Source organism: Pedobacter frigiditerrae (assembly GCF_032678705.1).
GTDB lineage: Bacteria > Bacteroidota > Bacteroidia > Sphingobacteriales > Sphingobacteriaceae > Pedobacter > Pedobacter frigiditerrae_A.
Genome location: NZ_JAVTSS010000001.1, coordinates 1186398 through 1205359, shown reverse-complemented (window position 1 = coordinate 1205359; position 18962 = coordinate 1186398). Strand labels below are relative to the sequence as shown.

Annotated in this window: 14 protein-coding genes; 11 read left to right on the top strand and 3 right to left on the bottom strand. The window is 34.5% G+C overall.

The features are described from left to right. Positions 1-286: 286 nt before the first annotated feature. The 7 genes from traF to R2Q59_RS04660 all read left to right on the top strand — a co-directional run bounded on the left by traF (position 287) and on the right by R2Q59_RS04660 (position 10800). Positions 287-1093 (top strand): conjugal transfer protein TraF, encoded by an 807-nt coding sequence (gene traF / locus R2Q59_RS04690; RefSeq protein ID WP_316784037.1) that lies wholly within the window; start codon positions 287-289, stop codon positions 1091-1093. Beyond that, the gene (locus tag R2Q59_RS04685) at positions 1083-3119 is read left to right on the top strand and encodes a helix-hairpin-helix domain-containing protein (protein ID WP_316784035.1); all 2037 of its coding nucleotides are present in this window, start codon (positions 1083-1085) and stop codon (positions 3117-3119) included. The genes traF and R2Q59_RS04685 overlap by 11 nt, the downstream gene beginning before the upstream one ends. Positions 3120-3122: 3 nt before the next feature. Beyond that, complete coding sequence (locus R2Q59_RS04680) at positions 3123-5210, top strand: ComEC/Rec2 family competence protein (RefSeq protein ID WP_316784033.1); 2088 nt, start codon at positions 3123-3125, stop codon at positions 5208-5210. 4 nt (positions 5211-5214) lie between these two features. After that, positions 5215-5994, top strand: a complete 780-nt coding sequence (locus tag R2Q59_RS04675) for an enoyl-CoA hydratase/isomerase family protein (RefSeq protein WP_316766262.1) — start codon at positions 5215-5217, stop codon at positions 5992-5994. Between the two features lie 19 nt (positions 5995-6013). Continuing rightward, entirely contained in the window at positions 6014-6694 is a 681-nt protein-coding gene (locus tag R2Q59_RS04670) for a DUF4412 domain-containing protein (protein WP_316784030.1), read from the top strand. A 228-nt stretch (positions 6695-6922) separates the two neighbouring features. Further along, positions 6923-8623, top strand: a complete 1701-nt coding sequence (locus R2Q59_RS04665) for an LTA synthase family protein (protein ID WP_316784028.1) — start codon at positions 6923-6925, stop codon at positions 8621-8623. 5 nt (positions 8624-8628) lie between these two features. Continuing rightward, complete coding sequence (locus R2Q59_RS04660) at positions 8629-10800, top strand: S9 family peptidase (RefSeq protein ID WP_316784026.1); 2172 nt, start codon at positions 8629-8631, stop codon at positions 10798-10800. Positions 10801-11115: 315 nt separating this feature from the next. On the opposite strand, the gene R2Q59_RS04655 is transcribed toward R2Q59_RS04660, so the two are convergent. Together R2Q59_RS04655 and R2Q59_RS04650 are read right to left on the bottom strand one after the other, a co-directional pair. Beyond that, complete coding sequence (locus R2Q59_RS04655; RefSeq protein ID WP_316784024.1) at positions 11116-11817, bottom strand: DUF3307 domain-containing protein; 702 nt, start codon at positions 11815-11817, stop codon at positions 11116-11118. Then, positions 11817-12428, bottom strand: a complete 612-nt coding sequence (locus R2Q59_RS04650; RefSeq protein WP_316766247.1) for a SatD family protein — start codon at positions 12426-12428, stop codon at positions 11817-11819. Before R2Q59_RS04650 ends, R2Q59_RS04655 begins: the two co-directional genes overlap by 1 nt. Positions 12429-12557: 129 nt before the next feature. Here R2Q59_RS04650 and R2Q59_RS04645 point away from each other — a divergent pair, with 129 nt between their 5' ends. From R2Q59_RS04645 to pdeM, 4 genes are all read left to right on the top strand, one after another. Further along, complete coding sequence (locus tag R2Q59_RS04645; protein WP_316784022.1) at positions 12558-13595, top strand: ligase-associated DNA damage response exonuclease; 1038 nt, start codon at positions 12558-12560, stop codon at positions 13593-13595. Then, positions 13592-15184 (top strand): ATP-dependent DNA ligase, encoded by a 1593-nt coding sequence (locus tag R2Q59_RS04640; protein WP_316766245.1) that lies wholly within the window; start codon positions 13592-13594, stop codon positions 15182-15184. The genes R2Q59_RS04645 and R2Q59_RS04640 overlap by 4 nt, the downstream gene beginning before the upstream one ends. Beyond that, on the top strand, positions 15181-17658 hold the full coding sequence (locus R2Q59_RS04635) for a ligase-associated DNA damage response DEXH box helicase (protein ID WP_316784020.1): 2478 nt from the start codon (positions 15181-15183) through the stop codon (positions 17656-17658). The genes R2Q59_RS04640 and R2Q59_RS04635 overlap by 4 nt, the downstream gene beginning before the upstream one ends. Positions 17659-17777: 119 nt before the next feature. Beyond that, the gene (gene pdeM / locus R2Q59_RS04630) at positions 17778-18416 is read left to right on the top strand and encodes a ligase-associated DNA damage response endonuclease PdeM (RefSeq protein ID WP_316784018.1); all 639 of its coding nucleotides are present in this window, start codon (positions 17778-17780) and stop codon (positions 18414-18416) included. Here the strand turns inward: pdeM and trxA are convergent. Beyond that, entirely contained in the window at positions 18413-18709 is a 297-nt protein-coding gene (trxA, locus tag R2Q59_RS04625) for a thioredoxin (protein WP_316784016.1), read from the bottom strand. The genes pdeM and trxA overlap by 4 nt on opposite strands. Positions 18710-18962 lie beyond the last annotated feature (253 nt).

The window sequence follows — 18962 nt, the reverse complement described above, 5'->3', positions numbered from 1 at the left end:
AAATATAAGTGGACAGCTAGGATGGTTGCAAAGCTGTGATTAGTTATGTCGACTTTCAAATTCAAATAAATACCATCAAAAAACTAAAATTTTATTTTATAGACTCTCCACAAAAAAATTAACAATTGCTTAAATAATTTCACTGATTATCAACTTAATTAATTAGCAATACAAATTATTAACTTAAAGAATAATAAACTGTTTTTATAATATTTTGGAAATATAATTTCAAATTTAAAAATTTTTATTTTATAATATTTTGTTATAGATTGGTTTACCTAAATCTATGAACAGAATATTTAACCTTTGCTTGTTAGTCCTTCTGAGCAGTAATTACGTCTTCTCTCAGAACAATTTGGGACCAAGACTCTCTGCTATGGGGATGAATGGTGCTGCAGTTAAAGACCTATGGAGCTTGGAAGGAAATCCATGTGGCATCACGGATATCAAATCTTCATCGCTTGCAATTAATTATTCAAAATTCTTATTTGACAGTGAGTTAAGTAAACAAGCAGTAGCGTTTGTTATTCCTTTTAAGAACAATTACGTAGGTGCAAGTTTTCAGCGATATGGGATAAGCGAATACAACGAGATAAAAGGCGGAATAGCTTTGGCAAAACGGTTTGGAGATAAGTTGTCAATCGCTTTAAAAGGCAATTATCATCAAATAAAAATTAACAATTACGGTGCGACGACAGGTTTCTCGATAGATGTTGGAGCAATGTATGATTATAATGAGGTTTTAACTTTTGGAGCGAGCATCAACAATCCGTCGAAACAAAAATTTAGTACAAAAGCCGTCGAAGCTATTATCCCAACCACAGTACAAATCGGCGCCGCGTATAAAGCCTCTAGTAAAATACTGATAGCAACATCAATTTCTAAAGATTTAGATAAACCTATAGATGTTGGATTGGGATTAGAATACAAAGTAGTTGAACTAATTAGTCTGAGAGCAGGATTAACTGCCAAACCTTTTAAACAATATGTTGGATTCGGCTTAAACTATAAAAAGTTGATGATGGATATCGTAGTTGAAAGCGACCCATATCTAGGTTATACACCTCAAATTGCATTGGCTTATGCGTTTTAAAATCTTAATCATTTTGCTGTTTATGGGGGCTGCGGCAAAAGCGCAAACACAAGAAGATAATCTGATTAAAGACTTGATTGAAAGTTTAGCCGAAAATTTACCAGAAGATTATGATTTATCTGAATTAGAAGATAGATTGGTTTTCTTTAAAAAGCATCCAATAAATCTTAACAATACAAATGCTGAAGAATTAAAAAGTTTGTTTTTCTTGTCTCCACTTCAAATCAGCAATCTTTTCACACATATTAAAGAAAATGGAAAACTAATAGATTTATTAGAGTTACAGAGCATAGCAGATTTCGACCTTATAACTATTCAACGGTTATTACCTTTTGTAACATTAAGGCAGTCAGATTTAGTAGATAAGATAAATTACAGAAACATATCTACGCTTGGGGATAATGATTTAGTGTTGCGTTTTGGAAGAGTGATAGAAAAATTAAAAGGCTTTACCGATTTACCCGGCAGTAGATATTTAGGCACTCAAGAACGTTTTTTATTTAGATATAAATACAATTATTCAAATAGAATCTCAGCATCGCTGATATTTGAAAAGGATGCTGGTGAGAAATTTATTAGGGGAGACAAACAATTACTATTCGACTATCAATCTGCCCATGTTGGTATCTACAACGCAGGGCGATTTAAGAAAATCATAGTTGGAGATTACACTTTACAATTTGGACAAGGCTTAACACTTTGGTCGGGCTTTTCTTTTGGCAAGGCGCCAGATGTGGCTAGTGTAGCTAAAAAGGATGTCGGTTTAAAAGCTTATACATCTGCTAACGAATTTTCTTTTTTAAGAGGATTAGCCACAACAGTGAATATTAAAAAGTATATCGATTTTACGCCATTTGTTTCCTTTAGAAATTTAGATGGAAGTTTAAGTTTAAACAGCAATGATGATGAGGTCTTAGCAACGGTTAACGAAACTGGTTTACACAGAACGGCAACTGAAATAAAGAATAAAAACAGTATTTCCCAGAAGATATTTGGTGGGGTTATACAATACCAAAAGGACAATTTAAGCATCGGTGCAATTGCTTATCATTCTATGTACAGCAACGAATTTATCACTGGAACGCAATCTTACAGGCACTATAGTTTTACAGAGAAAAAGCTGACGAACATAGGCTTGCATTATAATTACAGCTTTAAAAACATTTACTTTTTTGGAGAAGGTGGAAAAAGCTTAAACGGTGGCCTAGCATATTTAAATGGAGCTTTAGTTAGTTTATCTTCAAAAATATCAGCTGTTGTGCTACATAGAAACTATAAAAAGGACTACCATAACTTTTTTAATCAGGCAACTGCCGAAGCAAGTGAAGCTTTTAACGAAAAAGGCTTTTATGCAGGCTTAAATATTACTCCTGTAAAGGCTTGGAACATATCATTTTATGCAGATTACTTTAAATTTCCTTGGTTAAAATTCAGGATTGATGCCCCATCAGATGGTTATGAAATTTTAGGTCAAGTTACTTACACACCCACAAAAACTTTTAAGGCATTTGTGAGATATAAGTCTGAGTTGAAACAACAAAATACAGATTTAGAGGTGCCCATAAATTATTTAGATAATGTAAAGAAGGAATCTTATAGAGGTGATGTGAGCTGGCAACTCAACAAATCTTGGAGTTTTCAAAATAGACTGGAAATATCTCAATTTAAAAAAGGAATTGTAAAAGCTGAGTTTGGTTACATGGTTTATCAAGATGTAGACTATTCGCCAACCTTATCAAAAATCTCTGGCAATTTTAGAGTCGCCTATTTCAATACACCATCTTACAATAGCAGAATTTATGCTTACGAGGACGATGTACTCTACAACTTCAGTTTCGGAATGTATAGTGGTAAAGGGTTTAGAAATTACATCAATCTTAAATATAAAATCATAAAACATTTAGATGTTTGGGCTCGATGTGCAATGTTTTTATACAAAGATGTGGAAACTGTTGGGTCGGGTTTAGACGAGATAAAAGGGAATAAAAAAACTGATGTAAAACTTCAAATCCGTTATCAATTCTAAGCTGTGACATTTAAATCTGAAATAGTTTTTGTTAGGATTTTATTTCCATTCATAGCAGGAATCGTATGTGCTTATTTATTTGGAAAAGGAAGTTTAATCACAACTTGTTTGATAGCTACTGCTCTTCTTCTATCCTATCTCTTTTTCATAAATCTATTCTATAAAAAGATAAAAGCCTACAATTTTAAAGGTGCTACTGGTGTGGTGTTTTATATTTTTTGTTTCGCCCTTGGCGGATTATTGTGCCTATTAAATACGCAGTCTTTTAGAAAGGATTATTATGCTAATCAATCTTATGATTATTTAAAAGTTTGGGTTAATGGCGAGCCTCAACTAACCAATAACATTTTACGCTTTGAGGTTGAAGTTAGTAGCGTCTATCAAAACAATAAACCAAAATTTGCGACTGGAAAATTGTTAATTGCACTAAAAATTGATAGCCTTCGACCTGTTAAATTGAATTACGGAGATGAGTTAATTATCGCTAGTAAATATTTGCCAATAGAGCCATCCTATAATCCTGCAGAATTTGATTTTAAAGCTTGGTTATCTTCAAAAAACATCTATCAACAGACTTTTATTAACCAAGACCATTTAGTTAACTTGAAAACATCTACGGGAAATCCAATCATAAAGTACGCCATTGAAGAGCGTAAAAAACAGGTCGAGATATATAGGCACTTTATTAAAAATGATGAGGCTTTTGCCGTTGCTTCAACCTTGGTTTTAGGTTATAGAGCAGATTTAAGTAAAGAAACTTTAGCTGCATATAGCAAAACAGGAACAATTCACGCCCTTTCAGTTTCTGGTTCACATATAGCCATCATATTTTTTCTATTAAACTCAATGTTGTCGTTTTTAGATAGAAAGAAGTTCTTAATGATTTTTAAGCTATTTTTTATCTGTACACTCATTTGGTATTATTCATTATTGACTGGCTTTTCATCTTCAGTATTGCGCTCGGCAATAATGATAACGATTTTCATCTTGGCGAAGGCATTTAATAGAAACAGCAATAATTACAACATTCTTGCTTTTACTGCATTTACATTATTAGTTTACAACCCATTTTTTATTTGGGATGTAGGTTTTCAGCTCTCCTTTATTTCAGTTTTTGGACTCATATATCTTCAACCGAAAATCTACAAATGGATTTACGTTAAAAACAAATGGTTAGATAAAATATGGTCGGCAGTTGCCTTGAGTTTAGCTGCCCAACTCGCTACATTTCCTTTAAGCGTATATTATTTCCATCAGTTTCCGATGTATTTCATCTTAGGAAATCTATTCATTTTATTGCCATTAATTGCAATGATGTATTTAGGGATAGGGATTTTAGTTTTAAGAGTTTACTTTTTAGCTCCCATTTTTGAATGGATAATCACCTTTACTAACAATGGCTTAAAATGGATAGCGGATTTACCTTTCTCTGGGATTACCTCCATTTGGCTAAGTGAGTGGCAACTGCTGTTATTAAGTTTAGCGTTATTATTACTCGTATATTCCCTAGTCAACTATCGTAAAAAGCTCCTAGTTACTTCAATTTGTCTGCTGCTTATTTTCCAATCTTTTTCTGCCTACTATAAAATAGCAGCAGCTAAACAAAGTAAAATCTTATTTTATAGTTTGAGAAAAAATTATGCAGCTGCCTTTATAGACGCAGATAGAGCTATTTTATTAACCGACTTATCTCCAGAGGATAAAAACTATCAATTCTTTGTGCAGCCAGCATTAGATAAAATGCAAGTTGTAGATGTGTTATTTGTTAACTGGGAACAGGACACTATTGTTAACTCATTCGTTAAATTCAAGAAACAAATTAAGTTTCATCAATATAGCATACTGATGATAGATGAAAGCTTCAATTACAAAAAGATTAATGGGCTACCCAAGTTTAATGCGGTATGGCTTCATCAAAATCCTAAGAAAGACATTTCAAGCCTAAGAACAGAAACTATTTTTTCAACACTGTTAATTGATGCGACTAATAAGGATTATAGAATCAAGGCTTATGAAGATGGAGCAAATAAATTTCAATTACAACATTATACTTTAAAGAAAAATAAGGCATATTTGATTAACCTAAAGTAAATATATGAGTGAAGAACTTGTTTTATATGCAGTGAAAGACAGAATTGCCAGTATTACACTTAACCGTGTAGAAAAGCGCAATGCATTAAATCCTGATTTAGTAAATCAATTAACAGACAACTTACAAAAGGCCGCGGAAGACGAAAACGTCAAGGTTATCATTTTGAAAGCCAACGGAAGCGTTTTTAGCGCAGGGGCAGACTTAGCTTATTTACAACAATTACAACAAAACACTTACGAAGAAAATTTAGCTGACTCAAACAATCTAAAAAAGCTTTTTACAACCATTTGTTATTCACCAAAAGTTGTAATAGCGCAAATAGAAGGTCACGCAATTGCTGGCGGATGCGGGCTGGCCACGGTTTGTGACATTATATTTGCTGTGCCTGAAGCCAATTTAGGCTATACAGAAGTTAAACTAGGATTTGTACCTGCCATTGTTTCTTGTTTTTTAATGAGAAAAACAAGTGAAACTATTGCAAAGCGATTATTATTAACTGGCGAATTATTCACAGCAGAAGAAGCGTTGCAATATAATTTGATAACTTTTGTAACAAAAAAAGAAGATATTGCTCAAAAGGTTAATGATTTTGCACTAGATTTGTGTAATAGCGCCTCCGCAAATGCATTAATGGTAACCAAGCAGTTAATTAACCAAACTACTTACCCATTATTAGAAAAAAGTTTGGAGTTGGCTGTTCAAATCAACGCAAGAGTTAGAGAAAGTGATGATTTTAAAAAAGGCGTTTCTTCCTTTCTCAACAAAGAAAAAACTAAATGGTAAACAATTAAAACTAAACACAATGTTTAAATCTATGAAAACTGGCGTTTTGGCCGCAATTTTAATTAGCACAGCAATTTACGCTCACGCACAAAAGAAAATTTCTGAAGGTTCTGTTACATATACAGTAGAATATGCGCCAACTGCAGAACAAGAAGCTATGGCCAGCATGGCACCAAAAGAAGTTAAAGTAAAATTTAATGGCAGTATTACAAGAATTCAAATGGAACAAGGTCCTGCTACCATTACAATTTTGCAAGATGTTGTTTCAAATTTAGGTCTAATTTTAATCGATGTTCCTGTTGCTCAAATGCAATTGGCGGTTAAACGTACTAAAGAAGATAATGATAAAGAAAAAGCTACTGCTCCAAAGTTTAGTGATTTTAAAGCAACTGGTGAGAAAAAAGTAATTGCTACTTATAACGCTGAAAAATACACTTACAAAGACGACAAAGGAGGTACTTATGAGTTATGGGCTACAACAGACGTTGAATTACCTGCTGGGTTTGCTGGTGAAAGTTTTAAAGACGTTAAAGGTTCCTTGGTAAAATTCACTCACTTTCAACAAGGAATGAAACAAACTTTAACTGTTAAAGAGATTAAAGAAGAAAAAAACGGCCCATATAAATTAGATGTTCCTAGTGGTTATGAAGTAAAAACCATGGAGGAAATCATGGCTATGCAAGGTGGTGGTGGCGAATAAACACTAAAAATTACCTTATATCAAATCAGGCTTTTATTTTGGCATTTTTAGTAAATTGCGCCAATGTTTAAAAGCCTGATTTTTTTTGTTCGTTTTTTTCTGTTGTGGCTGTTATTTTTTGCGCTAGATAGATTCATTTTCCTTTTCATATTTCATAAAAAGCTAAGAGAAATTCCCCTTGGAGAAAAAATATTATCCTTTTATCACGGATTAAGATTAGACCTATCAATGGCTGCTTATTTAGCGGTTATTCCAATATTGATTTTTATAGGTTGGTATTTTACAAAAAAAACAACCATTAATTTTAAATGGGTTTCCATTTACAATAAAGTTTTAATAGCACTATTTGGTTTTTTTTCAATTGTTAATTTTAATACTTATCGCGAATGGGGAATTAAAGTAAATTACACTGCTTTAGCTCCTATTATAGAAACACCAAAAGAAGCCATAGCATCTAGCGGCTCCTCTCCTTTTATGTTTTCGATGTTTATTTTGGCCATATTGGTTGGGTCAGGTTTTTATCTCAATTTTATTCTAATCAAAAAACAAATCAACTTTGTTAAAACCCCAGCTTGGATAAAAACTATTGTTGCTATTTTATTATTGGGATTTAATTTCTTATTAATTAGGGGTGGTGTAGATGTAGCACCGAATAACCAAAGTATGGCTTATTATTCTAAATATGAGGTTTTAAATCACGCTTCACTTAACACAGAGTGGAATTTAATATCAAGCATATTAGCATCCAAAAAAACTAACAAAAATCCTTATTTATACTTTGATAATACCACTGCGCAAAAGGAAGTTGCAGAACTATACAAAGTTGAAAAGGATACAACAATATCGATTCTAAAAACTCAAAGACCTAATGTTATCATCTTTATTTTAGAAAGTTTCACTGCAGATTTAACCAAAACCTTGGGTAACGAGGATGGAATTACACCAAACTTTGATAGCTTGTTAAATAAAGGCGTTTTATTTACAAATATTTATGCAGCTGGAAGCAGAACTGATAAGGGTTTGGTTGGCACATTAACAGGTTTTCCAACTTTAGGTACAGGAAGTATTGTAAAATGGCCAGAAAAAATGCAAAAAATACCTGCCATTAGTCAAAAATTGTTTCAAAACAATTACCAAACGTCGTTTTATTATGGTGGAGAATCCGAATTTGATAACTACAAAGCATTCCTTTTAAGCCATAATTATCAAAAGTTAATCGACAAAAATAGCTTCGAGAAAAAAGACATGAACTCAAAATGGGGTGCATTTGATGGCTTGGTTTTTAACAAACAACTTCAAGATATCAATCAAGAAAAACAGCCTTTCTTTTCTACCATTTTATCCTTAACTAATCACGAACCATTTGAGGTTCCGGGTAATTATAAATTTGGAAGTAAAGATATTATCAATAAATTCAAAAGCACTGCTTACTATACAGATTCTTGTATAAATGATTACTTGTCAAAAGCTAAAAACACAGCTTGGTATAAAAATACATTATTCATTTTTGTGGCAGATCACGGACATGTTTATCCTAAAAATGTTGCCGATATTTTTCAACCTCAACGTTATCATATTCCTTTGTTGTTTTATGGAGATGTAATTAAAGATGAGTTTAAAGGCAAAAAATTTGATAAAATTGGCAGTCAACAAGATATCTCAGCAACACTTTTAGCGCAATTAAACATTCCACACAAAGATTTTATATGGAGTAAAAATCTTCTAAATCCATATACCAAACAGTTTGCATTCTTTAGTTGGGACAATGGTCTTGGCTTCATCAATGATAAACAATGTGTTACATTCGATAACATTGGCAAGAATATTTTGTACAATAGCAATGCAAAAGATAACTTGCAAACTAATAAAAATCTAAATTCAGGTAAATCTTACTTACAAACTGTATATCAACAATTTATAAAACTATAATACAAATGAAACTAACCAAATTATTTATTGCAATAACTGCAGTAGCTTTAATTAGCACCGGAATTGCAAAAGCACAAAGAGGTGGTGTTAACTGGACCAAAGATGGTAGCAGTTATTATCAAAATGTTGGTGGAGAAATCGTAACCATCACCCTTCCTAAAAATGAACGTAAAACGATTATTAGCAGACAATTATTAACTCCTGAAAAATCTGCAAGTCCAATTGCGGTAAGAAGTTTTCAATTAAATGATGCTGGGACAAAAGCATTGATTTACACCAATACCAAAAGAGTTTGGCGTCAAGATAGTCGCGGAGATTATTGGGTTGCGGATATCGCAAATAACACCTTAAAACAAATTGGAAAAGGCAAACCAGCTTCTTCACTGATGTTTGCCAAATTCTCTCCAGACGCAACAAAAGTCGCTTACGTGAGCGAACACAATGTTTACGTGGAAGATTTGGCCACTGGCGAAATTAAAGCCTTAACAACTGATGGGACTAGCAGAATGATTAATGGAACATTTGACTGGGTTTATGAAGAAGAATTTAACTGTTTAGATGGTTTTAGATGGAGCCCTGATGGAAAATCTATCGCCTACTGGCAAATTGACGCTACCAAAATCAAGAACTTTTTAATGATTAACAATACAGATTCTATTTATTCATTTAATGTTCCTGTAGAATATCCAAAAGTTGGTCAAAACCCATCTGCTTGTAAAGTTGGTATTGTTGACATCGCTACTGCAAAAACCAATTGGTTAGCAGTTCCTGGCGATAACATTCAACATTATATTCCACGTATGGATTGGATACCAAACACCAACGAAGTTATCTTACAACAATTAAATCGTGAGCAAAATGAAAGTAAATTGTTCATTGCCAATGCCTCAACAGGTGCAGTTACCGAAATTTATAAAGAAAGCGATAAAGCTTGGATAGATGCGCAAGATGATTTCATCTGGCTAAATGGAAATAAGGAGTTCGTTTATCAAACCGAAAAAGATGGTTATACACATTTATATCGCATTAGCAGAGACGGTAAAAAAGAAACATTAATTACAAAAGGAAATTACGATGTGATTAGCGTTAATTTAATAGACGAGAAGAATAATACTGTTTATTTTATGGCGTCGCCAACAAATGCTACTCAAAAATATTTGTACAAAACAAAGTTAGATGGCAAAGGGAAACTAGAAATGGTTACTCCTTCTATCCTGCCTGGTACGCATAGCTATTCAATTTCTCCAAACGGTTTATATGCTCGTCATAGCTACAATAGTTCTATTGTAGCACCAATAACAGAATGGATGAACTTTACAACTAATAATCCATTAACTATGGATGGTAGCATCACAACTCAACTTTCTAAACAGACACCACCAAAAAACAAAGTAGAATTCTTTAAAGTAACTACAGAAGATGGTGTTGAAATGGATGGCTGGATGAAAAAACCAGATAATTTTGACCCAACTAAAAAGTACCCAGTTGTATTTTATGTTTATGGCGAACCTGCTTCACAAACTGCTGCAGATGTTTGGGGTGCTGGCAGAAACGGCTTATACGTTGGTGATATGGCTAAAGATGGTTATATCTACATTTCTATGGATAATCGTGGCGCACCAGTTCCAAAAGGCAAAGAGTGGCGTAAAGCTATTTATAAAAATATTGGTATCATCAATATTCGCGACCAAGCAATGGCTACTAAAAAGTTATTGGCAACTTATTCTTTTATGGATAAAGACCGTGTTGCTGTTCACGGTTGGAGCGGCGGTGGTTCATCTACTTTAAATCTGTTGTTCCAATACCCAGAAATCTATAAAACTGGTATCGCTGTAGCTGCGGTTGCCAACCAATTAACTTACGATAACATTTATCAGGAGCGTTACATGGGCACACCTTTCCCTACAACAGAAGCTTACGTAAAAGGTTCTCCGATTACTTATGCAAAAAATCTGGTTGGAAACCTATTATATATTCACGGTACAGGAGATGATAATGTACATTACCAAAATGCAGAAATGTTGATTAACGAATTGGTTAAAAACAAAAAAGTGTTTCAATTAATGAGTTATCCAAATCGTACACACGGTATTTATGAAGGCGCTGGAACAAGCGATCATTTAGCTTTAACTTACACTAAATTCTTAAAAGAGAATTGCCCTCCAGGAGCAAGATAATCTAAAGTTATAAAAAGCAGAAAGCCTCAAGTATTAAATATTTGAGGCTTTTTTATTTGAAGCGCAATTTCACTGCAATGGTTAAAGTTAGTCCAGCTTTTTGCTTTACTCTCCCGAAGAAATATCGGGATTCGTGCTCGCTCCAATCTGGGCTATTTAACTAAGGCTTGTGCAAGGAAACCACAACTAGTAGCAAAGACCTGCGTTAACTAAACCTGAACGAAGTGTAAAGCCCACAGCGAGGAACGAGCGAGGACTTGAAACAAAGTGCAGGACTACCGTTAATTAGTTACTGCAATTGCTTTTCAAAAAAACTTAAACATTAACATTCAACACACTCATTGCTACAATTAGCGCAATTCCAAAACTCAGTAAAGTTCCAATTAAAACATATTCAGTCAGTTTAATATCGTGAGCTTCTTTTAAATCCCCGAACCTAAAAATTGACTTTGCCGCCAATAAAAAGCCAACAGCTTCAAAATGATTTGTGCAAACGAACAAATAGATTAACAAACGCTCGATAATGCCAATAAACTTGCCTGCGTCTTGCAGCGAAGATGTAGTACTCTCTGGTATCCATTTAGCTATAATTACCCTTATAAATATGGCCGCCGGAGATGTGAGAAAGAGTGCGCCCATTAGAAACAACCAAAACTTAGTATTTTGTAAAAAATGAAGGTTTATGGTAGCGTAGTAATAATATTGCCAGCAAGTTAAGATAACTGCAATATGTAATAGCTGGTCTACAAAAAACCAAATTCGTTTGGTTTTTGCATTTTGAAAGATGAGTTTTAAGGCATCAATAATTCCGTGTAGCGTACCAATAACCAAAGCTATTTTCCAAACACTGAAAGATAAAAAAACAATAAATATGAGTGCAATATGAATGGCTACATGCAAATAAAACTTAACTGATTTTAATTTCTTTTTTTCCTTTTCTTCAACCCAAGAGTTAGGTTGCAAAAAGAAATCGCCCAAGATATGAGCTAGTAAAAGTTTCAGTAAAGCAATTTCCATTATTTTTTGATTAGTTTGGTAATTTGACTTCTGTATCTATTTTCGAGCTCCATTAACTCTGTAAAATGTGCTCTTTTTAAAGCTTCACTAACTGATGATTGGCTTCTTCCAGATATTTTCGCAATCTTATCTTGTTTGGTGTTTTGGTTTTCTATGGCATACTTAACCATTTCTGCAGTAATTTGCCCCCAACTATCCATTGTTATTAATGCCAATTTAATAAATAAATTTAGCTCTTCATCAAACTTTGGCCAAGGCGTTTTAATAGCCATATTTACCTTATTTACTTTTAAAGTATCAAAAGCACCGCCAGAGTTAATAAAAGCTTCTCCGTTTGCCTCAGTTACCTTTTCTGCATTAATGGTTTTCTTTCCAATACCTATTCCTATTCTTACATCGGCACCTTTTAAGGTTTTAATACAGGCCTTAATATATATGGCATTTATTAACGCATCTTTGGCATTTAATTCTATCTGAAAACTATCACCTCTAAATATTTCCCAGTTAATATTTTTACCAAAAAGCCCTTCTAATGCAGCTTTAAGTGTACCTATCCACTCATCAGGTAGTTCTCTAGAATTAATTATGTCTCCAGTTATTACAGCTATCATAAATCTAATATCGGCTAAATACCCGATAATTCCAAATATCGGCTAATTACCCGATAATTTAATATATCGGCTAAATAGCCGATAATTATTACTAAAACTTATAAGCCAGCTTGTTCGTTTATAGTGGGTATGGCATTAATAAAATTTACAAACAGAGGAATTTACTGCAAGCAAGGTAATTTTTACATCGACCCTTGGCATCCTGTAGATTATGCAGTAACCACACACGGGCACGCCGACCACGTAAAATGGGGCAATAAAAACTATTTATGCCACGACTTAACCAAGCCTATTTTAAAGCAACGTTATGGCTTAGAAGATAATGTACAAACCTTGCCATACAATAAGGAAATAGATATAAATGGCGTTAAGTTAAGTCTTTTCCCAGCAGGCCACGTAATTGGTTCATCGCAAATTAGACTAGAATATAAAGGTGAAATCTGTGTAGTTTCTGGAGATTATAAAGTAGAATATGATGGTATCAGTACAGCTTTTGAACCTGTAAAATGCCATACATTCGTTTCTGAAAGTACCTTTGGTCTACCTATTTACAACTGGCAACCTCAAGAATTAATCTTCGAACAGATTAAAAGCTGGATTGCGGACAATTGTATAAAAGGAAAAACTAGCATTCTGGTTGCTTACAGTTTAGGTAAAGCACAACGGTTAATCAAAAATCTAGCTGGAGAATATCCAATCTACGTTCATAATTCTATTGCCAATCTAAATGAAGGTTTTGCTGAGGCTGGTGTAGAATTACCACAAACAATCAGAATAACTCCAGAAATTAAAAAAGATGAAATGCAAAAAGGGATAGTGATTATTCCGCCTGCATTAGCAGATGGGCGTTGGGTAAAAAGCTTACAACAACCTGCAATTGGCGTTTGTAGTGGTTGGATGGCTGTAAGAGCTGGCAGAAGATGGCGTAGTGCAGATGCTGGTTTTGCTTTGAGCGACCACGCAGATTGGGGTGGATTGTTATCGGCTATTAAAGCTACTGAAGCAGAAAAAGTATTTGTTACACACGGTTCTACAGCTGTGTTTTCGAAATATTTAAATGAAATTGGCATTAGTTCTGAAGAAGTAACCACCAAATATGGCGCAGAAGATGATGATGAAATTATTGGCGAAGCGAATGAAAACCCACTTAAGGAGGAAAGTAAATGAAGCGCTTCTCACAACTCATCCAAGAATTAGAACTCAGCAACAAGACGAATGACAAAATTGCTGCTTTGGTTTCTTATTTCACAGAAGCTGATGACAGGGATAAACCTTATGTAATTGCTATGTTTACCGGTAAGCGACCAAAAAGACCAGTAAATACAGCATTAATTAAACAATGGGCAATTGAATTGAGTGGTATTCCAGAATGGTTATTTTCTGAAAGTTACAGTAGCGTTGGCGATCTAAGTGAAACCATTGCTCTGGTTCTTCCTCCAGCAGAAAATGCAGTGGATAAACCTTTGCACCGATGGATTACTGAACTTGCAAAACTACAAGGCGAAACTGATGAAGCCAAAAAAGAATACATTTTAGATGCTTGGAATAGCCTGAATACGCAAGAACGTTTCATTTTTAACAAATTGATATCTGGTAATTTTAGAATTGGCGTTTCTAACAAAATGCTGGTTAATGCTATTGCTAAACAAAGCGAAGAAGATAGCAGTAAAATCATGCACAGCATAATGGGTAAATGGGTGCCAAATGAAATCACCTATCAAGAGCTAATTGCTGGCGCTCACGTAAATACCGATAATAGTTGGCCATACCCTTTTTGTTTGGCTTATGCCTTAGAAACTGAAACAGAAAATTTGGGAGAAACTAGCGCTTGGCAAGCCGAATGGAAATGGGATGGCATACGTGGACAAATTGTAAAACGAAATGGCGAATTGTTTATTTGGTCGCGGGGTGAAGAATTGGTAACTGACCAATTCCCGGAACTTCATTTCTTAAAAGATGAATTGCCTGACGGTACCGTTTTGGATGGAGAAATACTTTCAGTTAAAGACGGTAACGTACAATCATTTAATACATTACAGCAAAGGTTAAATCGTAAAACAATAAATAAATCTCAACTAAACGACGCACCTATTGGCTTTTTTACTTATGATGTTTTGGAGTTTGAAGGTAATGATATTAGACAAGAACCCTTATCTCAAAGGAGAAAAATTTTAGTTGACATTATAAGTAATTTAACCACAAAAGATATCGCCTTATTATCTCCTGTAATCGAATTTGATAGCTGGGAAAAATTAGCCGAGCTAAGAGAAACTTCAAGAGAATTAAACAGCGAAGGAGTTATGCTTAAAAAGTTAGATTCCATATTTCATACGGGTCGCAAGCGTGGCGATTGGTGGAAATGGAAAATAAATCCATACACCGTTGACACAGTTATGATTTATGCGCAAAAAGGAAGCGGACGAAGAGCTAATTTTTACACCGATTATACTTTTGCCGTTAAAGATGGCGAACAATTAATTACCATAGCCAAAGCTTATTCTGGCTTAACAGATAAAGAAATAAAAGAAGTAAACTCGTTTGTAAACAAAAACGCCATAGAAAAATTTGGTCCAGTTAGAACGGTAAAACCAGAACTCGTTTTTGAGATTGCTTTTGAAGGTATTGCCGAAAGTAAACGGCATAAAGCTGGTTTGGCATTGCGTTTTCCTCGTATCGCCCGTTGGCGAAAAGATAAAAAAGCCGATGAAATTAATACTTTAGATGACCTCAAACAGTTATTGCATTCTACATTATGATTTTAACTCAAACAAAAGGTTATCAGCAAGTTCTCAATTGGCTTAAAAAAGACGACAAAAAACCTTTTAAGTTTCAAGAAGAAGCTTGGAGTTATTATGCCAAAGGCTATAGCGGCTTGGTAAACGCTCCCACTGGTTTTGGTAAAACATTTTCCTTGTTTTTAGCGGTTGTAATTGAAGGGATTAACTTAGCAGAACAGAAAGACAAGAAGAAAGCCAAAGACCGCTTACAGCTCATTTGGATAACTCCTTTACGTTCTCTAGCCAAAGATATCGCAAGGGCGATGCGAGAAGTTTTAGCAGAACTTGAATTAGATTGGCACGTTGGCGTAAGAAATGGGGATACCTCTCAAGCAGAAAAGTTGCAACAGAAAAAATCAATGCCAGAGGTTTTACTCATCACTCCAGAGAGTCTACATCTTTTATTAGCACAAAAAGGCTCATCAACTTTGTTTGAAAGTTTAAAATGTATTGTTGCAGATGAGTGGCACGAACTTTTAGGTAGCAAACGTGGTGTTTTAGTAGAATTAGCCATATCTCGAATTAAGGGCTTACAAAAAGCCAATAAAAAACAGCATTTAAGAGTTTGGGGAATTTCGGCAACCATTGGCAATATTGAGGAAGCTTTAGATGTAATTGAGCCTGATACAACCGCCAAACGAACTATCATTAAAGCAAAGCTGAACAAAAAGATTATCATAAAATCTATTTTACCAGATGATATTGAAACCTTGCCTTGGGCAGGACATTTAGGTTTAAAGTTGGCTTATAAACTGCTTCCCATCATCGAAAAAAGCAAAACGACTTTAATTTTTATAAATACTCGTGGTCAGTCTGAGATGTGGTATCAGCATTTGCTAAATATTGAACCAGAATTAGCTGGACGAATTGCAATTCATCATGGTTCTATAGATTTTGAGTTACGTAATTGGATTGAAGATGCTCTGCATACAGGTTTATTGAAAGCGGTTATTGCCACTTCATCGTTAGATTTAGGAGTCGATTTTAAACCTGTAGATACAGTTGTACAAGTCGGTTCCCCGAAAGGTGTTGCCCGTTTTCTGCAAAGAGCTGGTCGTTCGGGCCACTCTCCTGGCGAAACTTCTAAGATTTATTTCTTACCTACTCACGCTTTAGAACTGGTTGAAGCAGCAGCAATTAAAGAAGCTGCTAAAGAAAATAACATCGAAAGTAGAGAGCCAGTAATTATGGTTTTCGATACACTTATTCAATATTTGGTTACGCTTGCCATAGGCGATGGTTTTGACGACAAAATTATCTACGAAGAAGTAAAAAATACCCACGCTTTTAAAATACTATTGCCCGAAGAATGGAGCTGGATGATGCAATTCATCACATCTGGTGGAGATAGCTTAACTGCATATCAAGAGTTCAAAAAAGTTTCTAAAGATGAAGAAGATGGTCTTTGGAAGGTAAAAAGTAGACAAATTGCTATGCGCCACCGATTACATATTGGCACTATTGTAAGTGACGCGATGCTGAAAGTTAAGTTTCTTTCTGGCGGATATATCGGAATGGTAGAAGAATATTTTGTGTCTAAACTTAAAGCTGGAGATAGTTTTACTCTGGCAGGAAGAATTTTAGAATTTGTGAACATTAAAGATATGACGGTGATTGTTCGCAAGAGCAAACAGAAAAAAGCAATGTCGCCGAGTTGGTTGGGTGGCAGGTTGCCACTATCCTCAAATTTAGGAACAGTTTTAAGAAAAAAATACAATGAGGTATTGAATAAAACCCATCAAGAAGAAGAATTAGATGTGGTTTATCCACTATTTTTGGTTCAGCAAGAACGTTCTCACGTACCTAGAAATGATGAATTGTTGATTGAAATGATAAACAACAAAGAAGGATTTCACCTCTTTGCCTACCCTTTTGAAGGTAGATTGGTTCACGAAATTTTAGCGGCTTTAGTTGCTTATCGACTGAGTAAATTAACGCCTATAACTTTCTCTTTAGCAATGAACGATTATGGTTTTGAACTATTGAGTGACATCGAAATTCCGATGGATGATGCGATTGCTTATGAAGTTTTTTCTCCTGAAAATTTAACGGAAGATATATCTTTAAGTATCAATTCTACGGAAATGGCTCGTAGAAAATTTAGAGATATTGCCTGTATTTCTGGTTTGGTTTTTCAAGGTTATCCTGGCAAGTATGTAGCTAATAAACATTTGCAATCTTCAGCAGGTTTGTTTTTTAATGTTTTTAGCGATTTCGATAAACACAATTTGTTATTGCGACAAGCTTATGATGAAGTTTTCTATCAGCAATTGGAAGAACCACGATTAGCGGCTGCTTTACATCGCATCCAGCAAAGCACAATCGTAATCACTCAGCCTAAAAGATTTACACCACTTTCTTTCCCAATTAAAGTTGATAGTTTACGTGCCAATATGAGTTCTGAAGAACTGGAGCACAGAATTGAGCGAATGAAAGTGGAGGTTTTTAAGTAGTTTTTTTGTCATTCCGAGGAACGAGGAATCTCTTTGAATATTAATTTAGAGATTCTTCACTGCATTCAGAATGACAAAAAGGAGTTTTATAAAAATAAAATCATTTAACTTTGGCAAAGATGACAATAACGATTAGAGAGGAGGAGCTGATTTTAGCTAAGGAACGGGCCATTTTTTTACCAAAGGAACAACTATTAGCCGTAAGCGATTTGCACCTAGGCAAAGCTGCCCATTTTCGCAAAGCTGGTTTACAGGTTCCATCGACTCTTGCGCAGGGCGATTTAAATAGATTGAGCGACCTTTTAAATCAATATCAGCCTAGTACATTGTTAATTAATGGCGATATGTTTCATCACGATTTGAACACTGATATTGACGATTTTGAACGCTGGAAAGCACAATATCAAAGTTTAAGATTTGTATTGGTAAAAGGAAATCACGATAAATTGGATGAAAAACAATATCAAAAATTAGGAATAGAAATTCACGAACCTAGTTATTGCACACCAAATTTTTGCTTTATTCATGATGCCGTAAAATGCAAGGAAGAAAACCTATATCCAATTAGTGGGCACATTCATCCAGGTGTATCTATCTATGGAAAGGCAAAACAAAGCTTAAAATTCCCTTGCTTTTATTTTGGGAATGATTTTGCCGTAATGCCTGCTTTTAGTGCTTTTACGGGCTTAAGTTTAGTTAAGCCAAAAGCGAATGAGCAGGTTTATGCAATTACGCCAACGAAGGTTGTGAAGGTTTAACTATTACTCTCAATCACATTTTTAAGCTGAGCAGCTGGAATAGCACCACTTTGTCGCCAGATTTGCTTGCCACTTTTGAACAAAATAAATGTGGGCACACCCTGCACATTATAGGCAGCAGCAGCATTTCTGTTTTTATCTACATCAACCTTTATAATGGTAGCCTTATCTCCTATCTCACCTTTAACTTGGTCTAAAATTGGTGCCATCATTTTACACGGACCACACCATTCGGCGAAAAAATCCACTAAAACTGGTTTATCACCATTTATTAATTCTGAAAACTTTGACATGATATTTGATTTTAATAATGAACAATTGAGAATTGGTTAAGTTTTGAAGCATAGTACTTGGGAATGATAATTTAGGCTATTGCAAGGAAACCACAACTAGAAGCACAAATCTGCGTGTTATAAACCCGATTGCAATGAAAATACTTTTGTTACGCTGCACTTCGACTACGCTCAGTGTGACAGTTCAAAAGTATTGAAATGTAAAGCGGGACGAACCTTAAAATGAAATGCTGATTTTGCTTTTCTAAAAATT

What these genes read in the sequence shown, in the direction of transcription:
- R2Q59_RS04670 (WP_316784030.1), top strand. Translation starts at nt 6,014, where the DNA reads ATGTTTAAATCTATGAAAACTGGCGTTTTGGCCGCAATTTTAATTAGC.
- R2Q59_RS04685 (WP_316784035.1), top strand. Translation starts at nt 1,083, where the DNA reads ATGCGTTTTAAAATCTTAATCATTTTGCTGTTTATGGGGGCTGCGGCA.
- traF (WP_316784037.1), top strand. Translation starts at nt 287, where the DNA reads ATGAACAGAATATTTAACCTTTGCTTGTTAGTCCTTCTGAGCAGTAAT.
- R2Q59_RS04655 (WP_316784024.1), bottom strand. Translation starts at nt 11,817, where the DNA reads ATGGAAATTGCTTTACTGAAACTTTTACTAGCTCATATCTTGGGCGAT.
- pdeM (WP_316784018.1), top strand. Translation starts at nt 17,778, where the DNA reads ATGACAATAACGATTAGAGAGGAGGAGCTGATTTTAGCTAAGGAACGG.
- R2Q59_RS04675 (WP_316766262.1), top strand. Translation starts at nt 5,215, where the DNA reads ATGAGTGAAGAACTTGTTTTATATGCAGTGAAAGACAGAATTGCCAGT.
- R2Q59_RS04640 (WP_316766245.1), top strand. Translation starts at nt 13,592, where the DNA reads ATGAAGCGCTTCTCACAACTCATCCAAGAATTAGAACTCAGCAACAAG.
- R2Q59_RS04645 (WP_316784022.1), top strand. Translation starts at nt 12,558, where the DNA reads ATGGCATTAATAAAATTTACAAACAGAGGAATTTACTGCAAGCAAGGT.
- trxA (WP_316784016.1), bottom strand. Translation starts at nt 18,709, where the DNA reads ATGTCAAAGTTTTCAGAATTAATAAATGGTGATAAACCAGTTTTAGTG.
- R2Q59_RS04650 (WP_316766247.1), bottom strand. Translation starts at nt 12,428, where the DNA reads ATGATAGCTGTAATAACTGGAGACATAATTAATTCTAGAGAACTACCT.
- R2Q59_RS04665 (WP_316784028.1), top strand. Translation starts at nt 6,923, where the DNA reads ATGGCTGCTTATTTAGCGGTTATTCCAATATTGATTTTTATAGGTTGG.
- R2Q59_RS04660 (WP_316784026.1), top strand. Translation starts at nt 8,629, where the DNA reads ATGAAACTAACCAAATTATTTATTGCAATAACTGCAGTAGCTTTAATT.
- R2Q59_RS04635 (WP_316784020.1), top strand. Translation starts at nt 15,181, where the DNA reads ATGATTTTAACTCAAACAAAAGGTTATCAGCAAGTTCTCAATTGGCTT.